The following is a 21178-nucleotide window of genomic DNA, read 5'->3' as shown; positions in this document are numbered from 1 at the left end:
GATTATGTTGACGGTTTTTATCGCGTCCTTCGTGTTTTTTCTGTTGGTCATCGCCGGGATGTCGTTGGGTTATATTGTAAAACGTAAAACCTTACAGGGCAGTTGCGGAGGTATTGGGGCTCTGGGGATGGAAAAAGTATGTGATTGCCCTGAGCCTTGTGATTCGCGAAAGAAACGATTGGCTAAAGAGGCCGCGCGTCAAAAAAAACTGGATCAGTATCGTATTGTGTAGCTATCGTCTAAGGGCTTTAAATAGCCATTAAATCCCCCAATCAATAAATAACTGATTGGGGGGTGTTTATGTGTAATTTTAATTATTTATTGTCATTGATTATCTTTTTAAACAAAGCAGGGGAGTCTACCATGACACCATTAGCACCTAATTCTTTTGCTTTCTTATAATCTTCGGGAGTATTAATTCCGAAGAAAATAATATGTGCATTTTTATTTTTACGGAAACAATCAACGGCTTCTTTATCCCAACTTAATACTGCATTAGAACGCCCTTCACCCAGCGTGAATTTTTCCACAACCTCGACCTTTCGGTGTAATTCCAGACCATACCAGCGCTCTTTATCATCTGCCGGTAACTCACATTTATGATCCATAGTGATATTGGCTAATTGAGTTCGAGTAACGTTACGACTTTCAAAACGCTGTATTTTAGGTGTGGAGTCGCTGGCTTGGTTTATCTTATCCAACGCATTCAAATAATTATCATCGGTTGAGTAAACTCGGGTTCGGCTTAGTCGGTTTTTCTCACCTTGAGTGGTTGCATTCAGTGTTGTTTTCAGTGCTTGCGCGAGTGTTGCTGGGGGAGCATCCGGAGATTTGATATCAAGATAAAATGTTGTTGTAGGGAATGTTTTTAATACTTCATCAAGTGTAGGAATGCCAACGTGAATCTTTGGGTTAGGATGAATATTATGTTTTTTATTGTAATCAGCGCTGGCATTAGCTTGGGCGAGTTGCTTTGCGGAATAATCAGAAACGTTGCCAAACATATCGGTCAATTCTTCGAGTTTGGAAGGGCGATACAGTACAAGTTCATTATCTTTTGATAACTGTAGTGTTATCCAGATTGCATCCGCACCATTATCCAACGCTTTTTTGATGGCTGGGATCGTATTTTCAGGCGCATCAGCAGTGCCACCACGATGGGCAATAATTTGTGGTGGGTTGAGATGAGTGCTTGAATTGACTGAATTAGCATTTGTTATAAAGGTAGCAGAGAGTAATAAAGTAGCCATTATATAATTTCGCATAATATTTGGTTTCCATCCATTGACTGATAATGAATTTTTGCAGGGTGATGTTAATCATATAACCAATCTTCTTCGGTCTTGTCGAATTTAATGATTTTTTATTAAAAATAAATGACAAAAAGGAAATAAATACCCATAACAGAATTCAATTCTGTTATTGCCTAAATTCGTTAGCATATTGATTAGGATAATTATGAGTTCCATCTATGGGGATATAATTTCTTCTGTTATTGATGTGAATGCCTAGTACTAAAATCATATGCTGGGATGAGGTGGACTTATCCGCCTGTATCACCAGAAATTTCTGTAAGAATCTTAAAAAACATTAGTTAAGCATACAAAAGTTGTATTAGTGTTATACCCGTCATACCTCAAGCTGCATGTGGGCGGGTTGCTTTCGTTCGCCTCATTGACTTACTCATGTAAGCTCATGGGGGCGTTCAGTTGCCGCTTTACTGCAACTCGAATTATTTAGGGTATGTGTGTAGTTTTATTGGGTGGTCGCGCCCCTAAGTGCCAGGTCTTAAGAAGGAATGTAGTGTGTCGAAATTGCGAGTTGGTGTGATTTTTGGCGGTAAATCGGCTGAACATGAAGTGTCATTGCAGTCGGCAAAGAACATCGTAGAGGCAATTGATAAAGAAAAATTCGATGTGATGCTGCTCGGTATTGATAAACAAGGGCAATGGCATGTTAATGATGCATCCAATTACTTATTAAATGCAGAGAACCCAGCATTAATTTCCCTGAATCACTCAAACAGAAGTGTGGCGCTGATTCCGGGTCAGAATCATCAGCAACTTATTGCTGCGGATAATGCTTCTGCTTTAGCCCAGTTGGATGTCATTTTCCCTATCGTTCACGGGACATTAGGGGAGGATGGCTCTTTGCAAGGTCTGCTGCGCATGGCGAATATTCCTTTCGTTGGCTCAGGTGTCGTGGGCTCTGCGGTCAGTATGGATAAAGACATCACCAAGCGGTTACTGCGCGATGCCGGGCTGAATATCGCGCCATTTATAACGCTGACACGGGCTAATAAAGAGAAATACCGTTTTGAGCAGGTGACTGAAACACTCGGCTTGCCTTTATTCATTAAGCCGGCCAATCAAGGCTCTTCGGTCGGGGTGAGTAAGGTTCGTAATGCACATGAATATGAACAGGCGGTAGCATTAGCCTTTGATTTTGACCATAAAGTGTTGGTGGAGTCAGCTATTGTTGGGCGCGAGATAGAATGCGCGGTTCTGGGTAATGACCATCCGCAAGCCAGTTTGTGTGGCGAAGTTGTCATCAGTGACGAGTTTTATTCCTATGACACAAAATACATCAATGAAACCGGTGCTCAGGTCATTATTCCTGCGCTAATAGACAGTGCCGTCAGCGACAATATTCGAGCAGTAGCATTAGCGGCATTTCGAACACTCGAATGTTGTGGTATGGCGCGGGTTGACGTCTTTTTAACACCTGATAACACGGTGGTTATCAATGAGATAAATACCCTGCCTGGGTTTACGAATATTAGTATGTATCCCAAATTATGGCGTGCTACGGGTATTGGTTCGACGGAACTGATTACTACGCTTATTGAATTAGCTTTAGAGCGCCATCAGCAAGACAAATCATTGAAAAGTTCCATTCTGAAGTAACTCCCACTCTGCAATGTCACGAAAAAGAGCTGCAATATGCGGCTCTTTGATTGAGATTTTATTACTGCATAATCAATTTGACAAAATGTCATAAGTTGACAATAATTCAGAAATGAAACTGACAGAAGATCAACTCCTCTTGCGGGAGAGCAAAAAAATCGTTGAGGCACTGGGCAAAACATTTGCACCTTTGGTGGAATTTGTCTTGCACGACCTCACTCAACCAGAACATGCCATTGCGGCAATATCAAACAACTTATCCGGCCGTGAAGTCGGTGAACCTGCGACTGAATTGGGGCTGAGCCGTATTGCTGACCCCAATTTTCCGGAGGTCATTCTGAACTATCCGAACCAATTTCCAGATGGTCGCCCAGCCAAAAGTACCTCAATTGGCCTGAAAAATAGCCAAGGGGAGTTCATCGGCGCGCTCTGTCTGAATATGGATATTTCGCTGTTTTCGGCGGTCAGTGCCAGCTTGTCTCAACTGACACAAACGACGGCAACTGATGTTCGCGAGTCTCTGGCATCACCTCGCCTTGAGATGCTGCGCACTCAACTGGAACAATTTGCCGCCGCTCACAATACCACCCCACGGGCACTGAACCCGGCGCAGCGGCGTGAGATTGTCCGCCAATTGGCGCAAGCAGGTTTGATGGATTTGAAAAATGCCCAGACCGTTGTTGCCAATAATCTGGGGGTTGCCCGCTCGACCGTTTATACCTATCTCCCGACTGAAGGAAACTGAAAATGGCCCCATTAGCAATCTGTTACGACGATATTATTCAAGCACATCAGCGGATTGCTGGCTTTGCGCTGAAAACGCCGGTTTTGACTTCATCCACCGCTAACGAACAGACTGGCGCACAGTTATTTTTTAAATGCGAAAATTTCCAACATATGGGCGCATTTAAATTTCGGGGAGCCTATAACGCATTAGTGAAGTTATCGCCGGAACAGCAAGCAAAAGGAGTTATTGCTTTTTCGTCGGGAAATCATGCACAAGCTATTGCTTTGTCCGCCCGTAAATTGGGCATTCGCGCCGTTATCGTCATGCCTAAAGATGCGCCGGCGGCTAAAATTGCCGCAACCCAAGGTTATGGCGGTGAAGTGGTGCTGTATGACCGCTATCTTGAAGACCGTGAGGTAATTAGCCATAAATTGGCGCAAGAGCAGGGGCTAACGTTAATTCCGCCTTATGACCACCCGGATGTCATGGCCGGGCAAGGAACGGCCGCTAAAGAGTTATTTGAAGAAGTGGGTGATTTGGATGTGTTGCTGGTGCCGTTAGGGGGCGGGGGGCTGTTGTCCGGGTGCGCCACGGTCGCCAAAGCGCTCAACCCAAATTGCCAGGTTATTGGGGTGGAACCCGCAGCCGGTAATGATGGGCAGCAGAGTTTCCGCAGCGGTAAAATTGTTAAAATTGATACCCCAGTGACGATTGCCGATGGCGCGCAAACTGCGGCTTTAGGCCATTACACCTTCCCTGTTATTCAGGAGCGAGTTGATAATATTCTGACCGCAACTGATGGCCAACTGATCTCGGCGATGAAGTTTTTCACTAGCCGAATGAAAATTGTGGTTGAGCCCACCGGGTGTTTAGGGGCGGCGGTTGCGTTTGGTGATCAGTTGGATATTCGGGGCAAACGGGTCGGGGTAATTATTTCGGGCGGTAATGTCGATTTAGACCGGCTGGCTCATTTTATTGATAAGTCTTGATAATGTCTGAGCCTATCTTAATAAACTCAACACAGGGCCAGCCCCCCGCGGGCCATTACAGCCATGCTGTTTGTGCGGGCGGCATGGTCTATCTTTCCGGCCAACTGCCCATTACGGCGCAGGGCGTTGTATTATCACATCAATCTTTTGATATTCAGGTCAAACAGGTTTTTGCCAATATTGAGGGCGTTCTAGCCGACTGTCATTGCAATCTCAACAGTTTGGTCCAAGTGCGCGTTTATCTGTGTGATATTGAACTCTGGCCACATTTTAATGCACTTTATGCTCAGTGGTTGGGGCCACACAAACCGGCGCGTTGTGTTGTACCCGTGCCCACTTTACACCACGATTTAGCCTTAGAAATTGAAGCAGTGGCTATGCTTCCTGTTTAGTATTTTGTCATAACATAATGTGCGTGGTCAGGGCTTAGGATAATCTTGAATTTTCCCTATTTAACTGTATTCTTATACAGTGGTTTGGTTGGGGGATAAACATGCGAAAAATTATTCACGTCGATATGGATTGCTTCTTTGCGGCAGTCGAAATGCGTGACGATCCCAGCTTGCGTGATATTCCTATTGCGATTGGCGGGAGCCGGGACCGGCGAGGGGTGATAAGCACAGCCAATTACCCCGCCCGGCGTTATGGTGTGCGTAGTGCGATGCCGACCGCAATGGCACTTAAACTTTGTCCGCACCTTAAAGTTATCCCAGGCCGAATGGCTGCCTATAAAGAAGCCTCGCTGCATATCCGTGAAATTTTTGCTCGTTATACTCCATTAATTGAGCCGCTATCATTGGATGAAGCTTATCTGGATGTTTCTGATTGCACGGCATGCAGCGGTTCCGCCACCTTAATTGCCCAAGAAATCCGTCAATCTATTGCCACGGAGATCAATCTGACGGCTTCTGCTGGCATTGCTCCTATCAAGTTTTTAGCCAAAATAGCCTCTGATTTAAATAAACCCAATGGCCAGTATGTAATAACGCCGGACCAGGTTTTGCCCTTCCTGCATGAGTTACCGCTGAGTAAAATCCCCGGAGTGGGAAAAGTCACCGCGAAACGTCTCCAGGAACTGGGATTGATAACCTGTAGTGATATTCAAAACTATCCGCAGGCTGAATTATTAAAGCGCTTTGGCAAGTTTGGCCATGTGTTGTGGGAGCGCAGCCACGGCATTGATGAGCGCGAAGTTTCCCCCGATCGCTTGCGTAAATCCGTCGGAGTGGAGCGAACGCTGGCTGAGGATATTCATGATTGGGAAAGTTGTGAGTCATTAATTGAGTCGCTTTATATTGAGTTGGAAACCCGCTTACGGAAGGTCAGGCCGGACCTGCATATTGCTCGGCAGGGGGTGAAATTGAAATTCCATGATTTTCAGCAAACAACACAAGAGCATGTTTGGCCGGAGCTGAATAAAGTGGATTTACTGCAAGTGGCGCGGACAGCATGGAATGAGCGGCGCGCGGGGCGGGGAGTCCGTTTGGTTGGGTTGCATGTCACTTTGCTTGACCCGCAACTTGAGCGGCAATTGCTGTTGAGTTTGGAGTAACACTGACAAATGGCGGGTCAGTAACCCCATGGTTGATATGAATATACTCACATAATCGCACTGCGGGAGTGCAGCCAACACCCCCACAGCTTGAAGTATGACGAGTATTATGCGCGCTCAGGAATGGCTTTCAGCAGCGCTGTCAGCAATTGCCAATATTGGCCCACACTTTCGATATGAACTTGTTCATCCGGTGAATGTGGCCCTGTCATAGTTGGCCCAATCGACACCATATCCATTTCTGGGTAAGGTTTTTTGAACAAACCACATTCCAGACCCGCATGGATAACCATGATGTTTGGCGTTTTGTTAAACAGCTTTTGGTAGGTTTCCCGCACGAGCGCCATCACTGGAGAGCTTGGGTCAGGCTGCCAGCCGGGGTAACCGCCTTTTGGTGTTGTTTCAGCGCCAGCTAACTGACCAATTGCGGTCAGCATGCTCACCACGTAATCTTTGCCGCTGTCGATCAGGGAACGAATCAGACAAATGATTTCTGCTTCATTCTCATTCATGGTCACCACACCCACATTCAGTGAGGTTTCAACCACACCTTTCACCGCGTCACTCATACGAATAACACCGTTTGGTGTGGCATTCAATAACGCGACCAGGCGCTGTTGAGTCTCTTTCGTCAGGGCTTTGGCATCTGTGGCTACCGGTTCAAGCAATATCGCCAGATTTTTTTCGACTGCGGCCAGCTCGTTTTTCAACGTCACCAGATACTCTTGACTCAGATTTTTCAACTGATCGACTTTATCGGCGGCAATCGCCAAGGTCACCGAACCTTCGCGCGGGATGGCATTACGCAGTGTGCCGCCATTCAAATCCAATATCCGTAGGTCTAAATCTTTGGTCTGTTCAAACAAGAAGCGCGCCAGAAGTTTATTGGCGTTACCTAGCCCTAAATGGATATCAGCGCCTGAGTGACCGCCTTTCAAGCCTTTAATGGTCAACTTCAACGTCTGGTAACCGGCAGGAACTGCTTCGCGTTGCAGTGCAAAAGTGGTAATAAAATCAATACCACCGGCGCAACCCATATAGATTTCACCTTCCTGCTCGGAATCGGTATTAATCAGAATATCGGCTTTCAGCCAGTTAGGTTGCAGACCAAATGCGCCATCCATACCGGCTTCTTCGGTCATGGTCAGCAGCACTTCCAGCGGGCCGTGTTCGACGCTACCGTCGGACAGCACTGCCAGCGCTGAAGCCATACCAATGCCGTTATCGGCCCCTAATGTGGTGCCACGGGCTTTAACCCATTCACCGTCGATATATGGCTGAATTGGGTCTTTGGTAAAGTCATGTACCGTATCATTATTCTTCTGCGGAACCATATCCAGATGGGCTTGCAGTGCAACGGGCTTACGGTTCTCCATCCCCTTGGTAGCCGGCTTACGCAGCAGGATATTACCGACCTTATCACGTTCGGCATGCAGGCCTTTTTCCTTGGCCCACGCCATAATATGTTGTGCCAGCGCTTCTTCATGGTAAGACGGGTGAGGGATAGAGCAGATTTTTGCGAAAATATCCCACAACGGCTGAGGCGAAAGTTGAGACAGTTCAGACACTGTAAGTCTCCTGTAACAGCATTCTCATATCGGCAACCTCACAGCGGAGATGTCAGAGATGCTATTGGGTTGATGACTAAAGATTTTAGGGGTGGTGACAAACCGCCATCAAGATGGCGAGATAGTTTGAGAATATCACTTTCATTGGCATTACGCGCGTATCGCAGCACAATTACTGCAACTGATCTGATTAATTAGCCGGATAATTGCTGGTTTTTATTCGGCTGGCTCTCTATAATCTCGCGCAACCTTTTTTCCCCTTCTGAACCATGGCAAGCCACTTCTATACTGGCTGGGATTACACTTTATGAGCGAAAAATACGTCGTTACTTGGGATATGTTGCAAATTCACGTCCGTAAATTGGCACAGCGTTTACTGCCTGCCGACCAATGGAAAGGCATCATTGCGGTTAGCCGCGGTGGGTTAGTACCGGCTGGTATTCTGGCGCGTGAGCTGGGTATTCGTTATGTCGACACCGTTTGCATCGCCAGCTATAACCATGATAACCAAGGTGAGCTCAAAGTCCTGAAACGTGCTGAAGGTGATGGTGAAGGCTTTATCGTGATTGATGATTTGGTTGATACTGGCGGTACGGCGAAAGCTATTCGCGAAATGTATCCAAAGGCACATTTTGTTACTGTCTTTGCTAAACCGGCAGGCCGACCATTAGTTGATGACTATGTGGTTGATATTCCACAGGGTACCTGGATTGAACAACCATGGGATATGGCGGTAACCTTCGTTGCCCCACTGAGCGGCAAGTAATTTAGCCCGCTATATATGCCCGGTGTCTACCGGGCGTTTCATTTTCCTCGCAGTATGAGTACACTTGACTCCATCTGACCAGCCCTTAACGGGCCTGAATCACGGCTTATGGAGGCTATTGTTACCATGGCACAAGCCAACCTTTCTGAAATTCTGTTCAAACCGAAGTTCAAGCATCCTGAAACCTCAACTTTAGTGCGGCATGCCCATTGCAACCATGCGATGAGTGTTCATTCGGCACTGGATGGGGATACAACTCAGCATTGGTACCGGATGATCAACCGCTTGATATGGACATGGCGAGGTGTTGATCCGCTTGAAATTGAAGAAGTATTATCACGAATTGCCTGCTCTAAAGCGGAACACAGCGATAACGAACTGCTCGATACTGTGGTGGGCTATCGTAATGGTAACTGGATTTATGAATGGGCCCATCAGGGGATGCAATGGCAGCAAAAAGCCATGGAAGAAGCTGATCCGATGAACGCCGGCCAGTACTGGCTGAATGCGGCAAATTTGTACAGTATTGCAGGTTATCCGCATCTGAAAGGCGATGAGCTGGCTGAGCAAATCGAGGTGCTGTCTAACCGTGCTTATGAAGAAGCGGCCAGACATCTACCTTACACGTTGAAAGAACTCAGTTTTGATATTTCAGATGGTGGCACGCTTACCGGTTTCCTGCATATGCCGACCATTGGCTGCGCCCCCTTCCCGACAGTGCTGATGTGCGGCGGGTTGGATACATTGCAAAGTGATTATCATCGCCTGTTCCGTGACTATCTGGCACCGAAAGGGATAGCAATGCTGACCATAGACATGCCTTCGGTTGGCGCATCATCACGGTGGAAACTGACTCAGGACACTAGCTTCTTGCATCAACAAGTATTGCAAGCATTGCCAAATATTCCGTGGGTTGATCATCAACGAGTCAGTGTTTTTGGTTTCCGTTTTGGCGCTAATGTGGCGGTGCGATTGGGCTATCTCGAACCTCAACGTGTGCGCGCAGTGGCATGCCTCGGGCCGATTGTTCATCATCTTCTGTGCAATGCCGATAGTCAGCGCAAAATGCCAGACATGTATATGGATGTGATGGCCAGCCGCCTGGGGATGGCTGATGCAGCAGATGAAACACTCAGAGCTGAAATGAACCGCTATTCATTGAAAACGCAAGGATTATTGGGGCGTCGCTGCCAGACGCCAATGTTGGCAGGTTTTTGGGAAAATGATCCTTTCAGCCCAAAAGAGGAGGCTAAACTGATTTGTTCCTCTTCTGCTGACGGCAAATTGCTGCCCATACCATCAACACCGCTGTATGACAATTTCCATCGCGCATTATTGCAAACTAGCCAGTGGTTAGAAGATAAAATGCGTTAATGAGTTGCTAATTTTTAACAGTTTGCTAAAAAGGTGAGTCTACATAAGGAGATTTAAGAATGACCTCAACCAGTGCTCATCCTAAAAGCAAGCTTATGAAACGTTTTGCAGCTTTAGGGCCATACCTGCGTGAAGGGCAGTGCCAGAGCGACCGATTTTTCTTTGATTGTTTGGCAGTGTGCGTCAATGTGAAACTTGCTCCAGAGAAGCGTGAGTTCTGGGGATGGTGGATTGAGCTGGAACCGGCAGCTGATCATTTCACTTATGTTTACCAGTTTGGCCTGTTCAATAAAGACGGCAACTGGAAAGTGGAAAAGATTAAAGATCCTGAAGTACAAGAGAAACTGGAGACTACGCTACGTGGTTTCCATAAACGCCTTGCCGAGATGCTGACTTCTATTGAAATGCGGTTAGAGCCAGCACGAGATTTTAGTGATGAACCCATTAAGCTGTCTGCGTAAAATTGACTCACTAATCTTCGAATAAAACAGCATTCCCCTTTTTAGCGCAATAAAAAGGGGAATTTCTTATTATGTCTGTTGGCATAATGCCCCGCGCCTGCTACAAAGACCTATCCCTTTCGTACTTGAAGCTGCAAGGTTGTTAGCTACGTTTACTCGTCTAAATCACTTACTGCTGTAAGCTTATTGGGATGAATAAACTTTATCTTTGATGCTTAGCCTGCGAGCTAGCATTAATGCTGTTCAAATGGGTTCCCAGCTGATTTGTCGTGCGCTTGCTGCTTGGCTGCAACTCCAATGACTTTGGGTGTATATTATTTCTTTTATTCTTTATCCCAACGGCAGAAAAATTATGAGTGGCGGCCAGACATTGGTTGTGAAATTGGGAACGAGTGTTCTGACTGGCGGTTCTCGTCGTCTTAACCGTGCCCATATTGTTGAACTGGTGCGTCAATGCGCTCAGCAACACGCAAAAGGTCATCGTATTGTTATTGTCACCTCCGGAGCCATTGCCGCCGGGCGTGAACACTTGGGTTATCCAGAATTACCCGCCACAATTGCTTCGAAGCAATTGTTAGCCGCAGTCGGGCAAAGTCGGCTTATTCAGCTCTGGGAACAGTTGTTCTCAATCTATGGTATTCATGTGGGCCAGATGTTGCTGACCCGGGCTGATTTAGAAGATCGTGAGCGTTTCTTAAATGCGCGCGACACCATGAATGCCTTGCTGGATAACCGTATCGTGCCGGTAATCAATGAAAATGATGCCGTGGCTACCGCTGAAATCAAAGTGGGCGATAACGATAATCTCTCCGCACTGGCAGCGATTTTGGCCGGTGCCGATAAGCTACTATTATTGACTGACCAGGCTGGGTTATATACCGCCGACCCACGCAATAATCCAGAAGCTGAATTAATCCGCGAAGTGCATGGCATCGATGATGCTTTGCGCGGGATTGCCGGTGATAGTGTCTCCGGCCTTGGAACCGGCGGCATGGCGACAAAATTGCAGGCGGCAGATGTCGCCTGTCGTGCCGGTATTGATGTCGTGATTGCTGCGGGCAGCCAGGTGAGTGTCATTGCTGATGTGATTGAAGGAAAGCCGGTTGGCACCCGATTCCACGCATTGGAAACCCCCCTTGAAAACCGTAAACGCTGGATTTTTGGCGCACCGCCAGCCGGTGAAATCACTGTCGATGACGGTGCGGTTACCGCTATTATGGAGCGGGGTAGTTCACTGTTGCCAAAAGGTATTCGCAGTGTCGTGGGGAATTTTTCTCGCGGCGAAGTGATCCGTATTCGCAATCTCAGTGGGCGCGATTTGGCTCACGGTGTGTCGCGCTACAACAGTGATGCTTTGCGCATGTTGGCGGGGCACCATTCGCAACAAATCAGTGAAATCCTCGGGTATGAATACGGCCCAGTGGCTGTTCATCGTGACGATATGATTGTCAGCTAAGGAGCAAGCATGAGCATGCTGGAACAGATGGGGAAAGCCGCTAAACAGGCTTCCTGGCAATTGGCGATGCTGAGTACGGCAAAGAAAAATCAGGCTTTGGCCGTGATAGCTAATTTGCTGGAGTCTGAAAGTCAGGCCATTTTACAAGCTAACGAGCAAGACATGGCTGCTGCGCGTGACAGTGGAATGAGCGAGGCGCTGCTGGATAGGTTGTTGCTGACTCCCGCGCGTTTAGCGGCCATTGCCAATGATGTGCGCCAGGTGTGCCGCCTGAATGACCCGGTAGGCCGGGTTATTGACGGTAGCCTGCTCGACAGTGGTTTAAAACTGGAGCGCCGCCGTGTACCTCTAGGCGTGATTGGCGTCATTTATGAAGCTCGCCCTAATGTGACGATTGATGTGGCGAGCTTATGTTTGAAGACTGGCAACGCGGTGATTCTGCGTGGTGGTAAAGAGACGCATCACACCAATCAGGCAACAGTGAATGTTATCCAACAAGCGCTGCAGCAATGCGGCTTACCGCCAGCGGCTGTGCAGGCGATTGAAAGCCCAGACCGCGAGTTGGTCACACAATTACTGCGCATGGATAAATACATTGATATGTTGATTCCGCGCGGTGGAGCCGGTTTACATAAATTGTGCCGTGAGCAATCGACTATTCCCGTTATCACCGGGGGTATTGGTGTTTGCCATACCTTTGTCGATGAAAGCGCTGATTTTGAGAAAGCGCTGTTGGTTATCGAAAATGCTAAAATTCAGCGGCCGAGTGCGTGTAACTCGCTGGAAACCTTACTCGTTCATCAGGCAATCGCTGAGCGTTTTCTGCCAGCGCTCAGTGCCAGAATGCACACCTTTGGTGTGACACTGCATGCCAGCCCACAGGCAATGCCTTATCTAGTAGAAGGTCAAGCCAGAGTCGTGGCAGTAGATGCCGCCGATTATGATGATGAATGGTTATCTCTGGATTTGAATGTAGACATTGTGGCTGATATCGATGCTGCCATTGATCATATTCGCGAACATGGCACCAGCCATTCTGATGCTATTTTGACGCGCTCACTGAGCAGCGCCGAACACTTTGTTCGCGCAGTCGATTCATCAGCAGTTTATGTCAATGCCAGTACTCGTTTCACTGATGGCGGCCAGTTTGGTTTGGGCGCAGAAGTCGCAGTGAGTACGCAAAAACTTCATGCTCGCGGCCCAATGGGGTTAGATGCATTAACGACCTATAAGTGGATTGGTTATGGTGATGATTTAGTTCGCAGCTAATTTATCTGCCCCTTGCAAGTTCCAGGTGTGATAACTGCGGCATGACATGGCCCCGTATTGGGCCTTGCCACAACCAGTTTATTGCTTGTGACTTCATCGTATTTCCAAATTTATTGGCTATAAAAAGATGAACCGTAAAGCGACATTAAGCATCCGCTGATGTCGCTTTATTTTTTTTGCTCACTTTCTCCAGTTAAAATCCTACCGTTATAGACCCCTTTAATTGTGAAATAGATCATTATTCGATGAAACAGCTTTCTTGTTATTTATAAATAGACGTACTGAAAAATAGACAACCAAACACTTGTTTGGTTATTTGGGCGGGATGCTTATCTCCTTGATTCTCTATCTTTATTTTTAGAGGAATATCTCTCTTATACGAATACTGTTGTTTAAATTTATTTGGATAACGGAAATAACTTGAGTTACTTCACAAAAAACACGCTGTAACTGATTGAAAACACGCTTACGATCATTATCCCAACTTTGAAATAGATTAATAAAATACGCTTTACTCTATTTAATCAAAATAATAAAACAGACACATGTTTAAAAACAAACAAGTGTCCATTATGACCAGCCGAGAAAAACAAATATTGCAGCTTCTGAGACGAGATCCATTGATCCCCCAGCAAGAAATTGCCGATATTCTAGGCATTAGTCGCTCGGGTGTTGCCGGCCACATTATGAATCTGATGCAAAAAGGTTATATCAAAGGGAAAGGATATATATTGTCAGAGCACAGTTATGTGGTGGTGGTCGGCTCTGTCAATATGGATGTTTGTGGCTATGCTGCCAGTAAACTTGTTTATGAAGATTCCAATCCAGGAAAAATAAAATGTACCCCTGGTGGGGTTGGGCGAAATATTGCTGAGAATATCGCTTTATTAGGCAAAGAGTGCCATTTGATCTCTGTAGTGGGGGATGATTTTTATGGTGCGACATTGATTGATGAGGCCAAACGGGCTGGTGTTAATGTCAGTAATTGCCACAGTCTTCATGGAGAGAATACCTCAACTTATGTTTCGTTACTTGATAACAGTGGCGAAATGCTAGTGGCAATTAATGATATGCGTATTTTAGAAAAATTAACGCCATCATTATTGGCAACTACGAAAGAATTAATTCAGCACGCAGGGATTCTAGTGGTTGATTGTAATTTAACAGAAGAATCTCTCTCATGGATATTTACCAACGCCGGTAATGTACCGGTATTCGTTGATACAGTTTCGGCGTTCAAAGCCCCTAGAATTAAGAATTGGCTATCCCATATTCATACATTGAAACCTAATCGCCTTGAAGCGGAAATATTGAGTGGCATGAAGATTAACAGCCGCGATGATATTCCGGACGTGGCGAATTGGTTCCATCAGCAAGGTGTCCAGCGCCTGGCACTCAGTATGGGTAAGGATGGCGTTTATTTCAGTGAAATTAATGGGCAGACCGGCTGGTCACTGCCACTGAATATCAACATTGTGAATGTGACCGGTGCCGGAGACGCCATGATGTCAGGGTTAGCAAGTTGCTGGCTCGATGATATGGAGTTTGCTGAGAGTATTCGTTTTGCTCAAGGGTGTTCAGCATTAACGCTTTCTTCGGAACTGACCAATAACCCCAATCTGTCGAATGGCAGTGTCAAAAAACTATTGGAATTACAACCATGACAAATAACGCAATGGCACAATCTTATTTAGATATCTCACCGGAAGTTGCGCAGGCCTTGGCGCAAAATAAAGCCGTCGTGGCATTGGAATCCACCATTATTTCTCATGGGATGCCCTATCCACAAAATGTTGAAACAGCTCTACTTGTCGAGCAAAAAATTCGTGAAAATGGTGCTATTCCAGCCACTATTGCAGTAATAAATGGCCGAATGAAAGCGGGCTTATCACGAGATGAAATAGAATTATTGGGGAAAGAAGGCCATAGCATTATGAAAGTCAGCCGCCGCGACTTACCTTTTGTGGTGGCTAATGGACAGCATGGCGCAACAACAGTTGCCTCCACCATGATTATTGCAGAAATGGCGAATATTAAAGTCTTTGCGACGGGCGGCATTGGTGGTGTACACCGCGGAGCAGCAACCACATTTGATATTTCTGCGGATTTACAAGAACTGGCGAAAACAAATGTAACTGTGGTGTGTGCAGGTGCTAAATCTATTTTGGACTTGGGCTTAACCACCGAATACCTGGAAACCAACGGTGTTCCGGTTATTGGTTATCAAACTCGTTCACTCCCGGCCTTTTTTTGCCGCACCAGTCCGTTTGATGTCAGTATCACTTTAGACAGCGCTGAACAAATTGCTGCGGCAATGAATGCTAAGTGGGGAATGGGGTTACGGGGGGGAATGGTTGTTGCTAATCCAATTCCCGAACAATATGCGCTACCAGAAAATATGATTAATGCCGCTATTGAGCAGGCAGTAAAAGAGTCAGAAGAACAGGGTGTTATCGGCAAAGAAAGTACGCCATTCCTATTAGCCAGAGTTGCTGAATTAACTGGAGGTGACAGCTTACATGCCAACATTCAACTGGTGTTTAATAATGCACAGTTGGCCGCCAAAATAGCTTGTTCATACCAGAGAATTATTTGACATGTAGAACGGTAATGCGCCTTAAATAGTGTCCTTATTACAGTTGCTAAATAATAGCTCATTTCTTCGAGGTGCCCTGACACATTTGTTGTCCGAGGGGCACCTTTTCGAGCATGGGCCTATCTATATAGGTACTTCGGGGGATTTATGGATTTATTGCGTAGTTTGGCAGGGATGTGCATCTTATTGTTTATCGCCTATATCTTCTCGGTAAACAAAAGAAAAATAAGATTAAGGACGGTAGGGGCAGCATTATTACTGCAAATAACGTTAGGCGCGGTGATGCTCTATGTCCCCGCCGGGAAGTGGTTTATATCTTCTATTGCTAATACGGTTAATAGAGTTATTTCTTATAGCGATGCAGGCAGCGCATTTATTTTCGGTGGTTTAGTTGGCCCAAAAATGAATGAGTTGTTTGATGGCGCAGGGTTTATTTTCGCATTCCATGTGTTACCAGCGATTATTTTCATCACTTCACTAATTTCCATCCTTTATTACTTGGGGATCATGGGTTGGCTGATCAATATTCTCGGTTCTATATTTCAAAAGTTACTGGGTATCAGTAAAGTTGAGTCATTTGCTGCGGTGACTACCATTTTTCTAGGGCAGAATGAAATCCCCGCAGTGGTAAAGCCCTTTATCAATAAGATGAACAGTAATGAGTTATTTACTGTAATTTGTAGCGGTATGGCATCCATCGCGGGTTCTATGTTGGTGGGATATGCTGGCCTCGGCGTTCCTATTGAGTATTTATTGGCTGCTTCGTTGATGGCTATCCCTGGAGGGATATTATTTGCCCGGATTATCAGCCCCGCGACTGAAGAGTCTAAAGTAGAATTTAATGAAATGACCTTCAGTGATAAACGCCCAGCCAGTATTATCGAAGCCGCTGCTAATGGTGCAATGCTGGGGCTGAAAATTGCCGTCGGGGTTGCCACTGTGGTGATGGCATTTGTGGCTTTGATAGCATTAATTAACGGCATTATTGGTGGTGTCGGCGGGCTGTTTGGATTTGAGCATCTGAGTTTGGAAAGTATCCTTGGCTATGTGTTCTCGCCTTTAGCTTATATTATGGGGGTATCGTGGGAACATGCTTCATTAGCCGGCGGTTTTATTGGCCAAAAATTAGCAATTAATGAATTTGTCGCCTATTTGAGTTTCTCCCCTTATCTGAAGGAAACCATAGGAACATTAGATGTAAAAACTATCGCTGTTATTTCCTTTGCACTGTGTGGTTTTGCTAACTTCGGTTCGATTGCGGTGGTGGTTGGGGCTTTTAGTGCTGTAGCACCTGAAAGAGCCTCTGAAATTGCCCGTCTAGGATTCCGTGCATTATTAGCGGCGACATTATCTAACTTGATGAGTGCCACTATTGCCGGTTTGTTTATTGGACTGGGGAGCTTATTACCGGGGTAGGGTGATTCGCACAATAGGCTGAAATAACCCGTAGTGCATTAATCTACTAATAAGAGATTAGTGCACTTATTTGGCATTTAATCGAGTGGGTGGCGCTTAAGATAGTAACTGATTTTATAATCAACAGGATTAAAAGTAATCACCGAAAAATCCACAATGACGCCATCAGTAGTATTAGAAACGGCCAATAATTGTAATAATAGCGTACGCGGATCGCAATGGAGCTGTAGGGCGAATTCCTGACTGGCAATAATAGGCAAAAATGTTTGCCGACATCCCTCAATCTGATAATTAGCGTGTTTTTCGATAAAATCATATTTTGATGATTCAAGATGATGGTAGGTTAAATCCGGCATCAGAGAGACTGGCAGATAACTCTCTTCTATCTGGATAATCTGTTTGTCGGCATAGCGCAATCTTTTGATATAATAAGTTTTATCATCCGGTTGGATGTTTAGCTGGCTGGCGATAGCTTGTGGGGCTCGGATAATTTTGAACTCAGATACCTCTGTATGCGGTGTTTTACCAAGCATTTTCATGTGTTCAGTAAAACTGTTCAGATGATTATTATCGTGTTTAAGATCTTTTCCAATAATAAAAGTGCCCCGACCTTGCTGACGTTCTAATAAACCATCCTGAATTAAAACATCCAATGCTTTTCTTACCGTCATTCGTGATGCGCCAAAACGTTCGGCAAGTTGAATTTCAGATGGTAAGCAATCGCCGACAGAAATATCTTGGTGATTTATTAACTTTCGGATATTAGTAACTAGATTTTTGTATACCATTTTTATACCTATTTGATTGGCGATATCCATCACGAATATTTTTTCAAACCACTGATAAACAATTAATAAAATTCAGTCGGTATAAAAAATAGCTTAAATGTCTAACTTTTAATGAAATAATATACAAGTGTGATAGGTGATTTAATGCAATCGTGATCACATATTTTTATCAATCGCCGAATCATAACCCGCCAATTCCATAGAGTGATGACTGTTTACACTCAAGAGGAAAGCGATCATGTTAAGTTCGTTTAATCGGTTTGGCGGGGCAATGCTTGGTGCGGTGCTACTCTTTCCTTTTGCTGGGATGATAGTTGGCCTATCTCTGGTACTGCAAAATCCAACCTTTGCCAGCCCTGATGGTATATTTTTTCAATTATTAAAAATTATTGAATCCGGTGGTTGGACTGTATTTAATAATATGGGGCTGTTATTCGCCGTCGGCTTACCTATCAAATTAGCAAATAAAGCACCAGCATCTGCCTGTTTGGTTTCTTTAATTACTTATCTGACCTTTAATGCTTTTCTCGGGGCTATGTGTGAAGTCTGGGGCGCACATTGGGGGGTTAATTTCGCACAAGAAACCGGCGGCACCAGTGGCCTGGCGACGATTGGTGGTATTAAAACACTGGATACCAGTGTGATTGGTGCAATTCTGTGTGGCAGTTTAGTGACCTGGATACATAACCGCTATTACTCTACCAAATTACCTGACTACATCAGTATTTTCCAGGGCGCTGCTTTCGTTAATATTCTTGGTTTTATTGTTATGTTACCGCTGGCCTTTATCACATTAATGCTATGGCCAAAAGTGCAGTTAGGCATGATTTCATTGCAAGGTTTCATTTTGCATGCCGGTAATTTTGGTATCTGGTGTTATATCTTCTTGGAAAAGATCTTATTGCCTACTGGCCTGCATCACTTTGTTTATAGCCCTTTCCAATATACTGATGTCGCGGTGCCTGGTGGTACCACATTGTATTGGCTAACCCATTTGCAAGAATTTAGTCAATCGACTGAACCTTTGAAACAACTTTTCCCGGCAGGCGGTTTCGCCATGCAGGGCAATGGCGCGGTATTTGGTGGTTTGGGAATGGCGTTGGCAATATACAGTACGGCAAAACCGGAAAATAAAGCCAAGGTTGCGGGGTTACTGATCCCGGCAACAATTACCAGCATGTTTATTGGTATTACTGAACCACTGGACTTTACCTTCCTGTTTATTGCTCCGGCGTTATTTGTGGTGCATGCCATGCTTTCCGCCACTATGACTGTCGTGATGTATAGCTTGGGTGTGGTCGGGAATTTTGGTTCTGGGATACTTGAATGGGCGACACAAAACTGGATACCGATGTTCAGTAACCACGTTAATGTCATGATTACACAGATTATTGTTGGACTTATTTTTAGTGGTATTTATTTCCTAATATTCCGAGTTTTGATACTCAGATTTAATTTCAAGACATTAGGTCGTGAAGACAGTGATCTCAAGCTTTATACAAAACAAGATTACAAACAAAAAGGCGAGAGTCAGGAGAATGAGTTTCAACAGCGTGCCAGTGCTTATTTAGAGGCCGCAGGTGGGAAAGACAATATTGCGAGTTATACCCACTGCTTTACTCGTTTGAGATTAGTCGTAAAGGATATTAGTCGAGTTCAACCCAGCACAGCATTCAAAGCCTATTCCGCGATTGAGGTTTATAAAAATGGCAATGATGTGCAGGTGATTGTTGGCAACAATGTGACGCATATTTATGAACAATTTGCAGAATTAATGAATTAAGGAGTTTTTTAGATGAAAAAATCATCCATTTTGATTGCTGGTGGTGGTTCAACTTATACCCATGGCATTATTCTTATGCTGTTGGATAATTTACATCGTTTCCCTATTGCGGAAATAAAATTGTATGACAATGATGGCCCGCGCCAAGAAATTGTGGCCAAAGCCTGTGAAATTATTCTACGTGAGCAATCCAGCGGAATAAAATTCTCCTACACTACTGATCCTCAAACCGCTTTTAGCGGGGTTGATTTCGTGATGGCGCATATTCGGCAAGGCAAACTTCCGATGCGCGAAAAAGACGAAAAAATCCCAATGAAATATGGGTGTGTTGGGCAAGAGACTTGTGGTGCGGGCGGAATTGCTTATGGGATGCGTTCGATCAGTGGTGTACTGGAAATTCTTGATTATATGACGGAATATTCACCGAATGCCTGGATGCTAAATTACTCTAATCCGGCAGCTATTGTGGCTGAAGCGACACGCCGTTTACGACCAACAGCCCGTATTTATCATATTTGCGATATGCCTATCAGTATTGAAGAGGCAATGGCAAAAATACTGCACTATCCTTCGGCAGCAGATTTGGAAACCCGTTATTACGGACTTAATCATTTTGGTTGGTGGAGTTCTGTACGTGATAAAGCCACTGGTGAAGATTTAATGCCAAAATTGGCCGAGCACGTGAGGCAATATGGTTATGCAGATGAGCAAGGTGAGGGGAAAGAAGAAATAAGCTGGAATGAAACTTTTGCTAAAGCTCGTGATAGTTTTGCATTAGATCCTAGCAGCTTCCCAAATACCTATTTGCAATATTATCTGTACGGCGACGATATGGTGGCGCATACCTCACCAGATCATTCCCGAGCAAATGAAGTGATGGAAGGTCGGGAAAAATTTGTATTTGATGAGTGCCGTAAGATTATTGCTGAAGGCAGTGCAGCCAATACTCAACTTAAAATTGATGAGCATGCATCTTATATTGTTGATTTAGCACAGGCTATTGCATTTAACACCAAGCGCCGTATGTTATTGATTGTACCTAATAAAGGTGCCATTAGTAATTTTGATAATGATGCGATGGTTGAAGTACCTTGCTTGGTGGGAGCTGAGGGTGTTGAGCCACTGGCTATTGGCGATATTCCTACTTTCCAGCGCGGTTTGTTGTATCAGCAGCATGCGGTAGAAAAATTGGTGGTCGACGCCTGGATTGAAAAGTCCTACCAAAAACTGTGGCAAGCGCTGACATTATCTAAAACTATCCCAAGTGCAAAAGTCGCGAAACTGATTTTAGATGATTTAATTGAAGCGAATAAAGACTACTGGACCCTGAGCTAGCTTTGGCAAAACACCGTTATAGCTGATTTGGGCTGTAACGGTGAGCCCAATCTGGGTGGGGTTGATAGGATTCGCATTTTATTTTAAAAATAATGATTAAAGTTTTACTAAAACTTGCCGATATTCATGTCTGATATTTATATGCTTATTAATAATAATCTGGATAGCCAGAGCAATAAATTAATGATGGGG

General features: G+C 45.1%; 19 protein-coding genes. 16 read left to right on the top strand and 3 right to left on the bottom strand.

Annotated features, from left to right (window positions below; translation table 11 throughout):
- The first annotated feature begins 4 nt into the window (after positions 1-4).
- The gene (gene nqrM / locus F0T03_RS16385) at positions 5-232 is read left to right on the top strand and encodes a (Na+)-NQR maturation NqrM (protein ID WP_159679505.1); all 228 of its coding nucleotides are present in this window, start codon (positions 5-7) and stop codon (positions 230-232) included.
- A gap of 82 nt (positions 233-314) precedes the next feature.
- On the opposite strand, the gene F0T03_RS16380 is transcribed toward nqrM, so the two are convergent.
- Entirely contained in the window at positions 315-1265 is a 951-nt protein-coding gene (locus tag F0T03_RS16380) for a glycerophosphodiester phosphodiesterase family protein (RefSeq protein ID WP_159679503.1), read from the bottom strand.
- A gap of 540 nt (positions 1266-1805) precedes the next feature.
- Between F0T03_RS16380 and ddlA the strand changes: the two genes are divergently transcribed.
- The 5 genes from ddlA (at position 1806) to dinB (ending at position 6174) form a co-directional block, all read left to right on the top strand.
- Positions 1806-2906 (top strand): D-alanine--D-alanine ligase, encoded by a 1101-nt coding sequence (gene ddlA, locus F0T03_RS16375; protein ID WP_145557297.1) that lies wholly within the window; start codon positions 1806-1808, stop codon positions 2904-2906.
- Positions 2907-3018: 112 nt separating this feature from the next.
- On the top strand, positions 3019-3651 hold the full coding sequence (locus F0T03_RS16370) for a helix-turn-helix transcriptional regulator (protein WP_145557300.1): 633 nt from the start codon (positions 3019-3021) through the stop codon (positions 3649-3651).
- Positions 3652-3653: 2 nt separating this feature from the next.
- Positions 3654-4622: a threo-3-hydroxy-L-aspartate ammonia-lyase gene (locus F0T03_RS16365; protein WP_159679500.1), complete on the top strand. Its 969-nt coding sequence runs from the start codon at positions 3654-3656 to the stop codon at positions 4620-4622.
- A gap of 2 nt (positions 4623-4624) precedes the next feature.
- Positions 4625-5014 carry a RidA family protein gene (locus F0T03_RS16360; protein ID WP_246169904.1) on the top strand — a complete coding sequence of 130 codons (390 nt, stop codon included), beginning with the start codon at positions 4625-4627 and terminating at the stop codon, positions 5012-5014.
- Between the two features lie 101 nt (positions 5015-5115).
- Complete coding sequence (dinB, locus tag F0T03_RS16355) at positions 5116-6174, top strand: DNA polymerase IV (RefSeq protein WP_145557304.1); 1059 nt, start codon at positions 5116-5118, stop codon at positions 6172-6174.
- A gap of 107 nt (positions 6175-6281) precedes the next feature.
- Here the strand turns inward: dinB and pepD are convergent, their stop codons facing one another.
- On the bottom strand, positions 6282-7742 hold the full coding sequence (gene pepD, locus F0T03_RS16350) for a beta-Ala-His dipeptidase (protein ID WP_159679498.1): 1461 nt from the start codon (positions 7740-7742) through the stop codon (positions 6282-6284).
- 307 nt (positions 7743-8049) lie between these two features.
- On the opposite strand from pepD, the gene gpt reads away from it, so the two are divergent.
- From gpt to F0T03_RS16310, 8 genes are all read left to right on the top strand, one after another.
- Positions 8050-8508 (top strand): xanthine phosphoribosyltransferase, encoded by a 459-nt coding sequence (gpt, locus tag F0T03_RS16345; RefSeq protein ID WP_145557308.1) that lies wholly within the window; start codon positions 8050-8052, stop codon positions 8506-8508.
- A 126-nt stretch (positions 8509-8634) separates the two neighbouring features.
- The gene (frsA, locus tag F0T03_RS16340; RefSeq protein ID WP_159679495.1) at positions 8635-9882 is read left to right on the top strand and encodes an esterase FrsA; all 1248 of its coding nucleotides are present in this window, start codon (positions 8635-8637) and stop codon (positions 9880-9882) included.
- A 59-nt stretch (positions 9883-9941) separates the two neighbouring features.
- On the top strand, positions 9942-10343 hold the full coding sequence (gene crl / locus F0T03_RS16335; RefSeq protein WP_145557312.1) for a sigma factor-binding protein Crl: 402 nt from the start codon (positions 9942-9944) through the stop codon (positions 10341-10343).
- Positions 10344-10695: 352 nt separating this feature from the next.
- A complete protein-coding gene (gene proB / locus F0T03_RS16330) occupies positions 10696-11799 on the top strand; it encodes a glutamate 5-kinase (protein WP_145557315.1) in 1104 nt (367 codons plus the stop codon).
- A gap of 15 nt (positions 11800-11814) precedes the next feature.
- On the top strand, positions 11815-13068 hold the full coding sequence (proA, locus tag F0T03_RS16325) for a glutamate-5-semialdehyde dehydrogenase (protein ID WP_162527048.1): 1254 nt from the start codon (positions 11815-11817) through the stop codon (positions 13066-13068).
- A 545-nt stretch (positions 13069-13613) separates the two neighbouring features.
- Complete coding sequence (locus tag F0T03_RS16320; RefSeq protein ID WP_159679490.1) at positions 13614-14732, top strand: PfkB family carbohydrate kinase; 1119 nt, start codon at positions 13614-13616, stop codon at positions 14730-14732.
- Entirely contained in the window at positions 14729-15664 is a 936-nt protein-coding gene (locus tag F0T03_RS16315; RefSeq protein ID WP_145557323.1) for a pseudouridine-5'-phosphate glycosidase, read from the top strand. The genes F0T03_RS16320 and F0T03_RS16315 overlap by 4 nt, the downstream gene beginning before the upstream one ends.
- 147 nt (positions 15665-15811) lie before the next feature.
- On the top strand, positions 15812-17080 hold the full coding sequence (locus F0T03_RS16310) for a NupC/NupG family nucleoside CNT transporter (RefSeq protein ID WP_159679488.1): 1269 nt from the start codon (positions 15812-15814) through the stop codon (positions 17078-17080).
- Between the two features lie 77 nt (positions 17081-17157).
- On the opposite strand, the gene F0T03_RS16305 is transcribed toward F0T03_RS16310, so the two are convergent.
- Positions 17158-17868 carry a GntR family transcriptional regulator gene (locus F0T03_RS16305; RefSeq protein WP_159680946.1) on the bottom strand — a complete coding sequence of 237 codons (711 nt, stop codon included), beginning with the start codon at positions 17866-17868 and terminating at the stop codon, positions 17158-17160.
- Between the two features lie 238 nt (positions 17869-18106).
- Here F0T03_RS16305 and F0T03_RS16300 point away from each other — a divergent pair, with 238 nt between their 5' ends.
- The gene (locus tag F0T03_RS16300; protein WP_159679486.1) at positions 18107-19651 is read left to right on the top strand and encodes an alpha-glucoside-specific PTS transporter subunit IIBC; all 1545 of its coding nucleotides are present in this window, start codon (positions 18107-18109) and stop codon (positions 19649-19651) included.
- Positions 19652-19663: 12 nt separating this feature from the next.
- A complete protein-coding gene (locus F0T03_RS16295; protein ID WP_145557330.1) occupies positions 19664-20986 on the top strand; it encodes a 6-phospho-alpha-glucosidase in 1323 nt (440 codons plus the stop codon).
- Positions 20987-21178: the final 192 nt, after the last annotated feature.

This window comes from Yersinia canariae, assembly GCF_009831415.1.
Classification (GTDB): domain Bacteria; phylum Pseudomonadota; class Gammaproteobacteria; order Enterobacterales; family Enterobacteriaceae; genus Yersinia; species Yersinia canariae.
This window is presented reverse-complemented; position numbering and strand designations above follow the sequence as displayed.

What these genes read in the sequence shown, in the direction of transcription:
- nqrM (WP_159679505.1), top strand. Translation starts at nt 5, where the DNA reads ATGTTGACGGTTTTTATCGCGTCCTTCGTGTTTTTTCTGTTGGTCATC.
- F0T03_RS16380 (WP_159679503.1), bottom strand. Translation starts at nt 1,265, where the DNA reads ATGCGAAATTATATAATGGCTACTTTATTACTCTCTGCTACCTTTATA.
- F0T03_RS16370 (WP_145557300.1), top strand. Translation starts at nt 3,019, where the DNA reads ATGAAACTGACAGAAGATCAACTCCTCTTGCGGGAGAGCAAAAAAATC.
- F0T03_RS16365 (WP_159679500.1), top strand. Translation starts at nt 3,654, where the DNA reads ATGGCCCCATTAGCAATCTGTTACGACGATATTATTCAAGCACATCAG.
- F0T03_RS16360 (WP_246169904.1), top strand. Translation starts at nt 4,625, where the DNA reads ATGTCTGAGCCTATCTTAATAAACTCAACACAGGGCCAGCCCCCCGCG.
- dinB (WP_145557304.1), top strand. Translation starts at nt 5,116, where the DNA reads ATGCGAAAAATTATTCACGTCGATATGGATTGCTTCTTTGCGGCAGTC.
- gpt (WP_145557308.1), top strand. Translation starts at nt 8,050, where the DNA reads ATGAGCGAAAAATACGTCGTTACTTGGGATATGTTGCAAATTCACGTC.
- frsA (WP_159679495.1), top strand. Translation starts at nt 8,635, where the DNA reads ATGGCACAAGCCAACCTTTCTGAAATTCTGTTCAAACCGAAGTTCAAG.
- crl (WP_145557312.1), top strand. Translation starts at nt 9,942, where the DNA reads ATGACCTCAACCAGTGCTCATCCTAAAAGCAAGCTTATGAAACGTTTT.
- proB (WP_145557315.1), top strand. Translation starts at nt 10,696, where the DNA reads ATGAGTGGCGGCCAGACATTGGTTGTGAAATTGGGAACGAGTGTTCTG.
- proA (WP_162527048.1), top strand. Translation starts at nt 11,815, where the DNA reads ATGCTGGAACAGATGGGGAAAGCCGCTAAACAGGCTTCCTGGCAATTG.
- F0T03_RS16320 (WP_159679490.1), top strand. Translation starts at nt 13,614, where the DNA reads ATGTTTAAAAACAAACAAGTGTCCATTATGACCAGCCGAGAAAAACAA.
- F0T03_RS16315 (WP_145557323.1), top strand. Translation starts at nt 14,729, where the DNA reads ATGACAAATAACGCAATGGCACAATCTTATTTAGATATCTCACCGGAA.
- F0T03_RS16310 (WP_159679488.1), top strand. Translation starts at nt 15,812, where the DNA reads ATGGATTTATTGCGTAGTTTGGCAGGGATGTGCATCTTATTGTTTATC.
- F0T03_RS16305 (WP_159680946.1), bottom strand. Translation starts at nt 17,868, where the DNA reads ATGGTATACAAAAATCTAGTTACTAATATCCGAAAGTTAATAAATCAC.
- F0T03_RS16300 (WP_159679486.1), top strand. Translation starts at nt 18,107, where the DNA reads ATGTTAAGTTCGTTTAATCGGTTTGGCGGGGCAATGCTTGGTGCGGTG.
- F0T03_RS16295 (WP_145557330.1), top strand. Translation starts at nt 19,664, where the DNA reads ATGAAAAAATCATCCATTTTGATTGCTGGTGGTGGTTCAACTTATACC.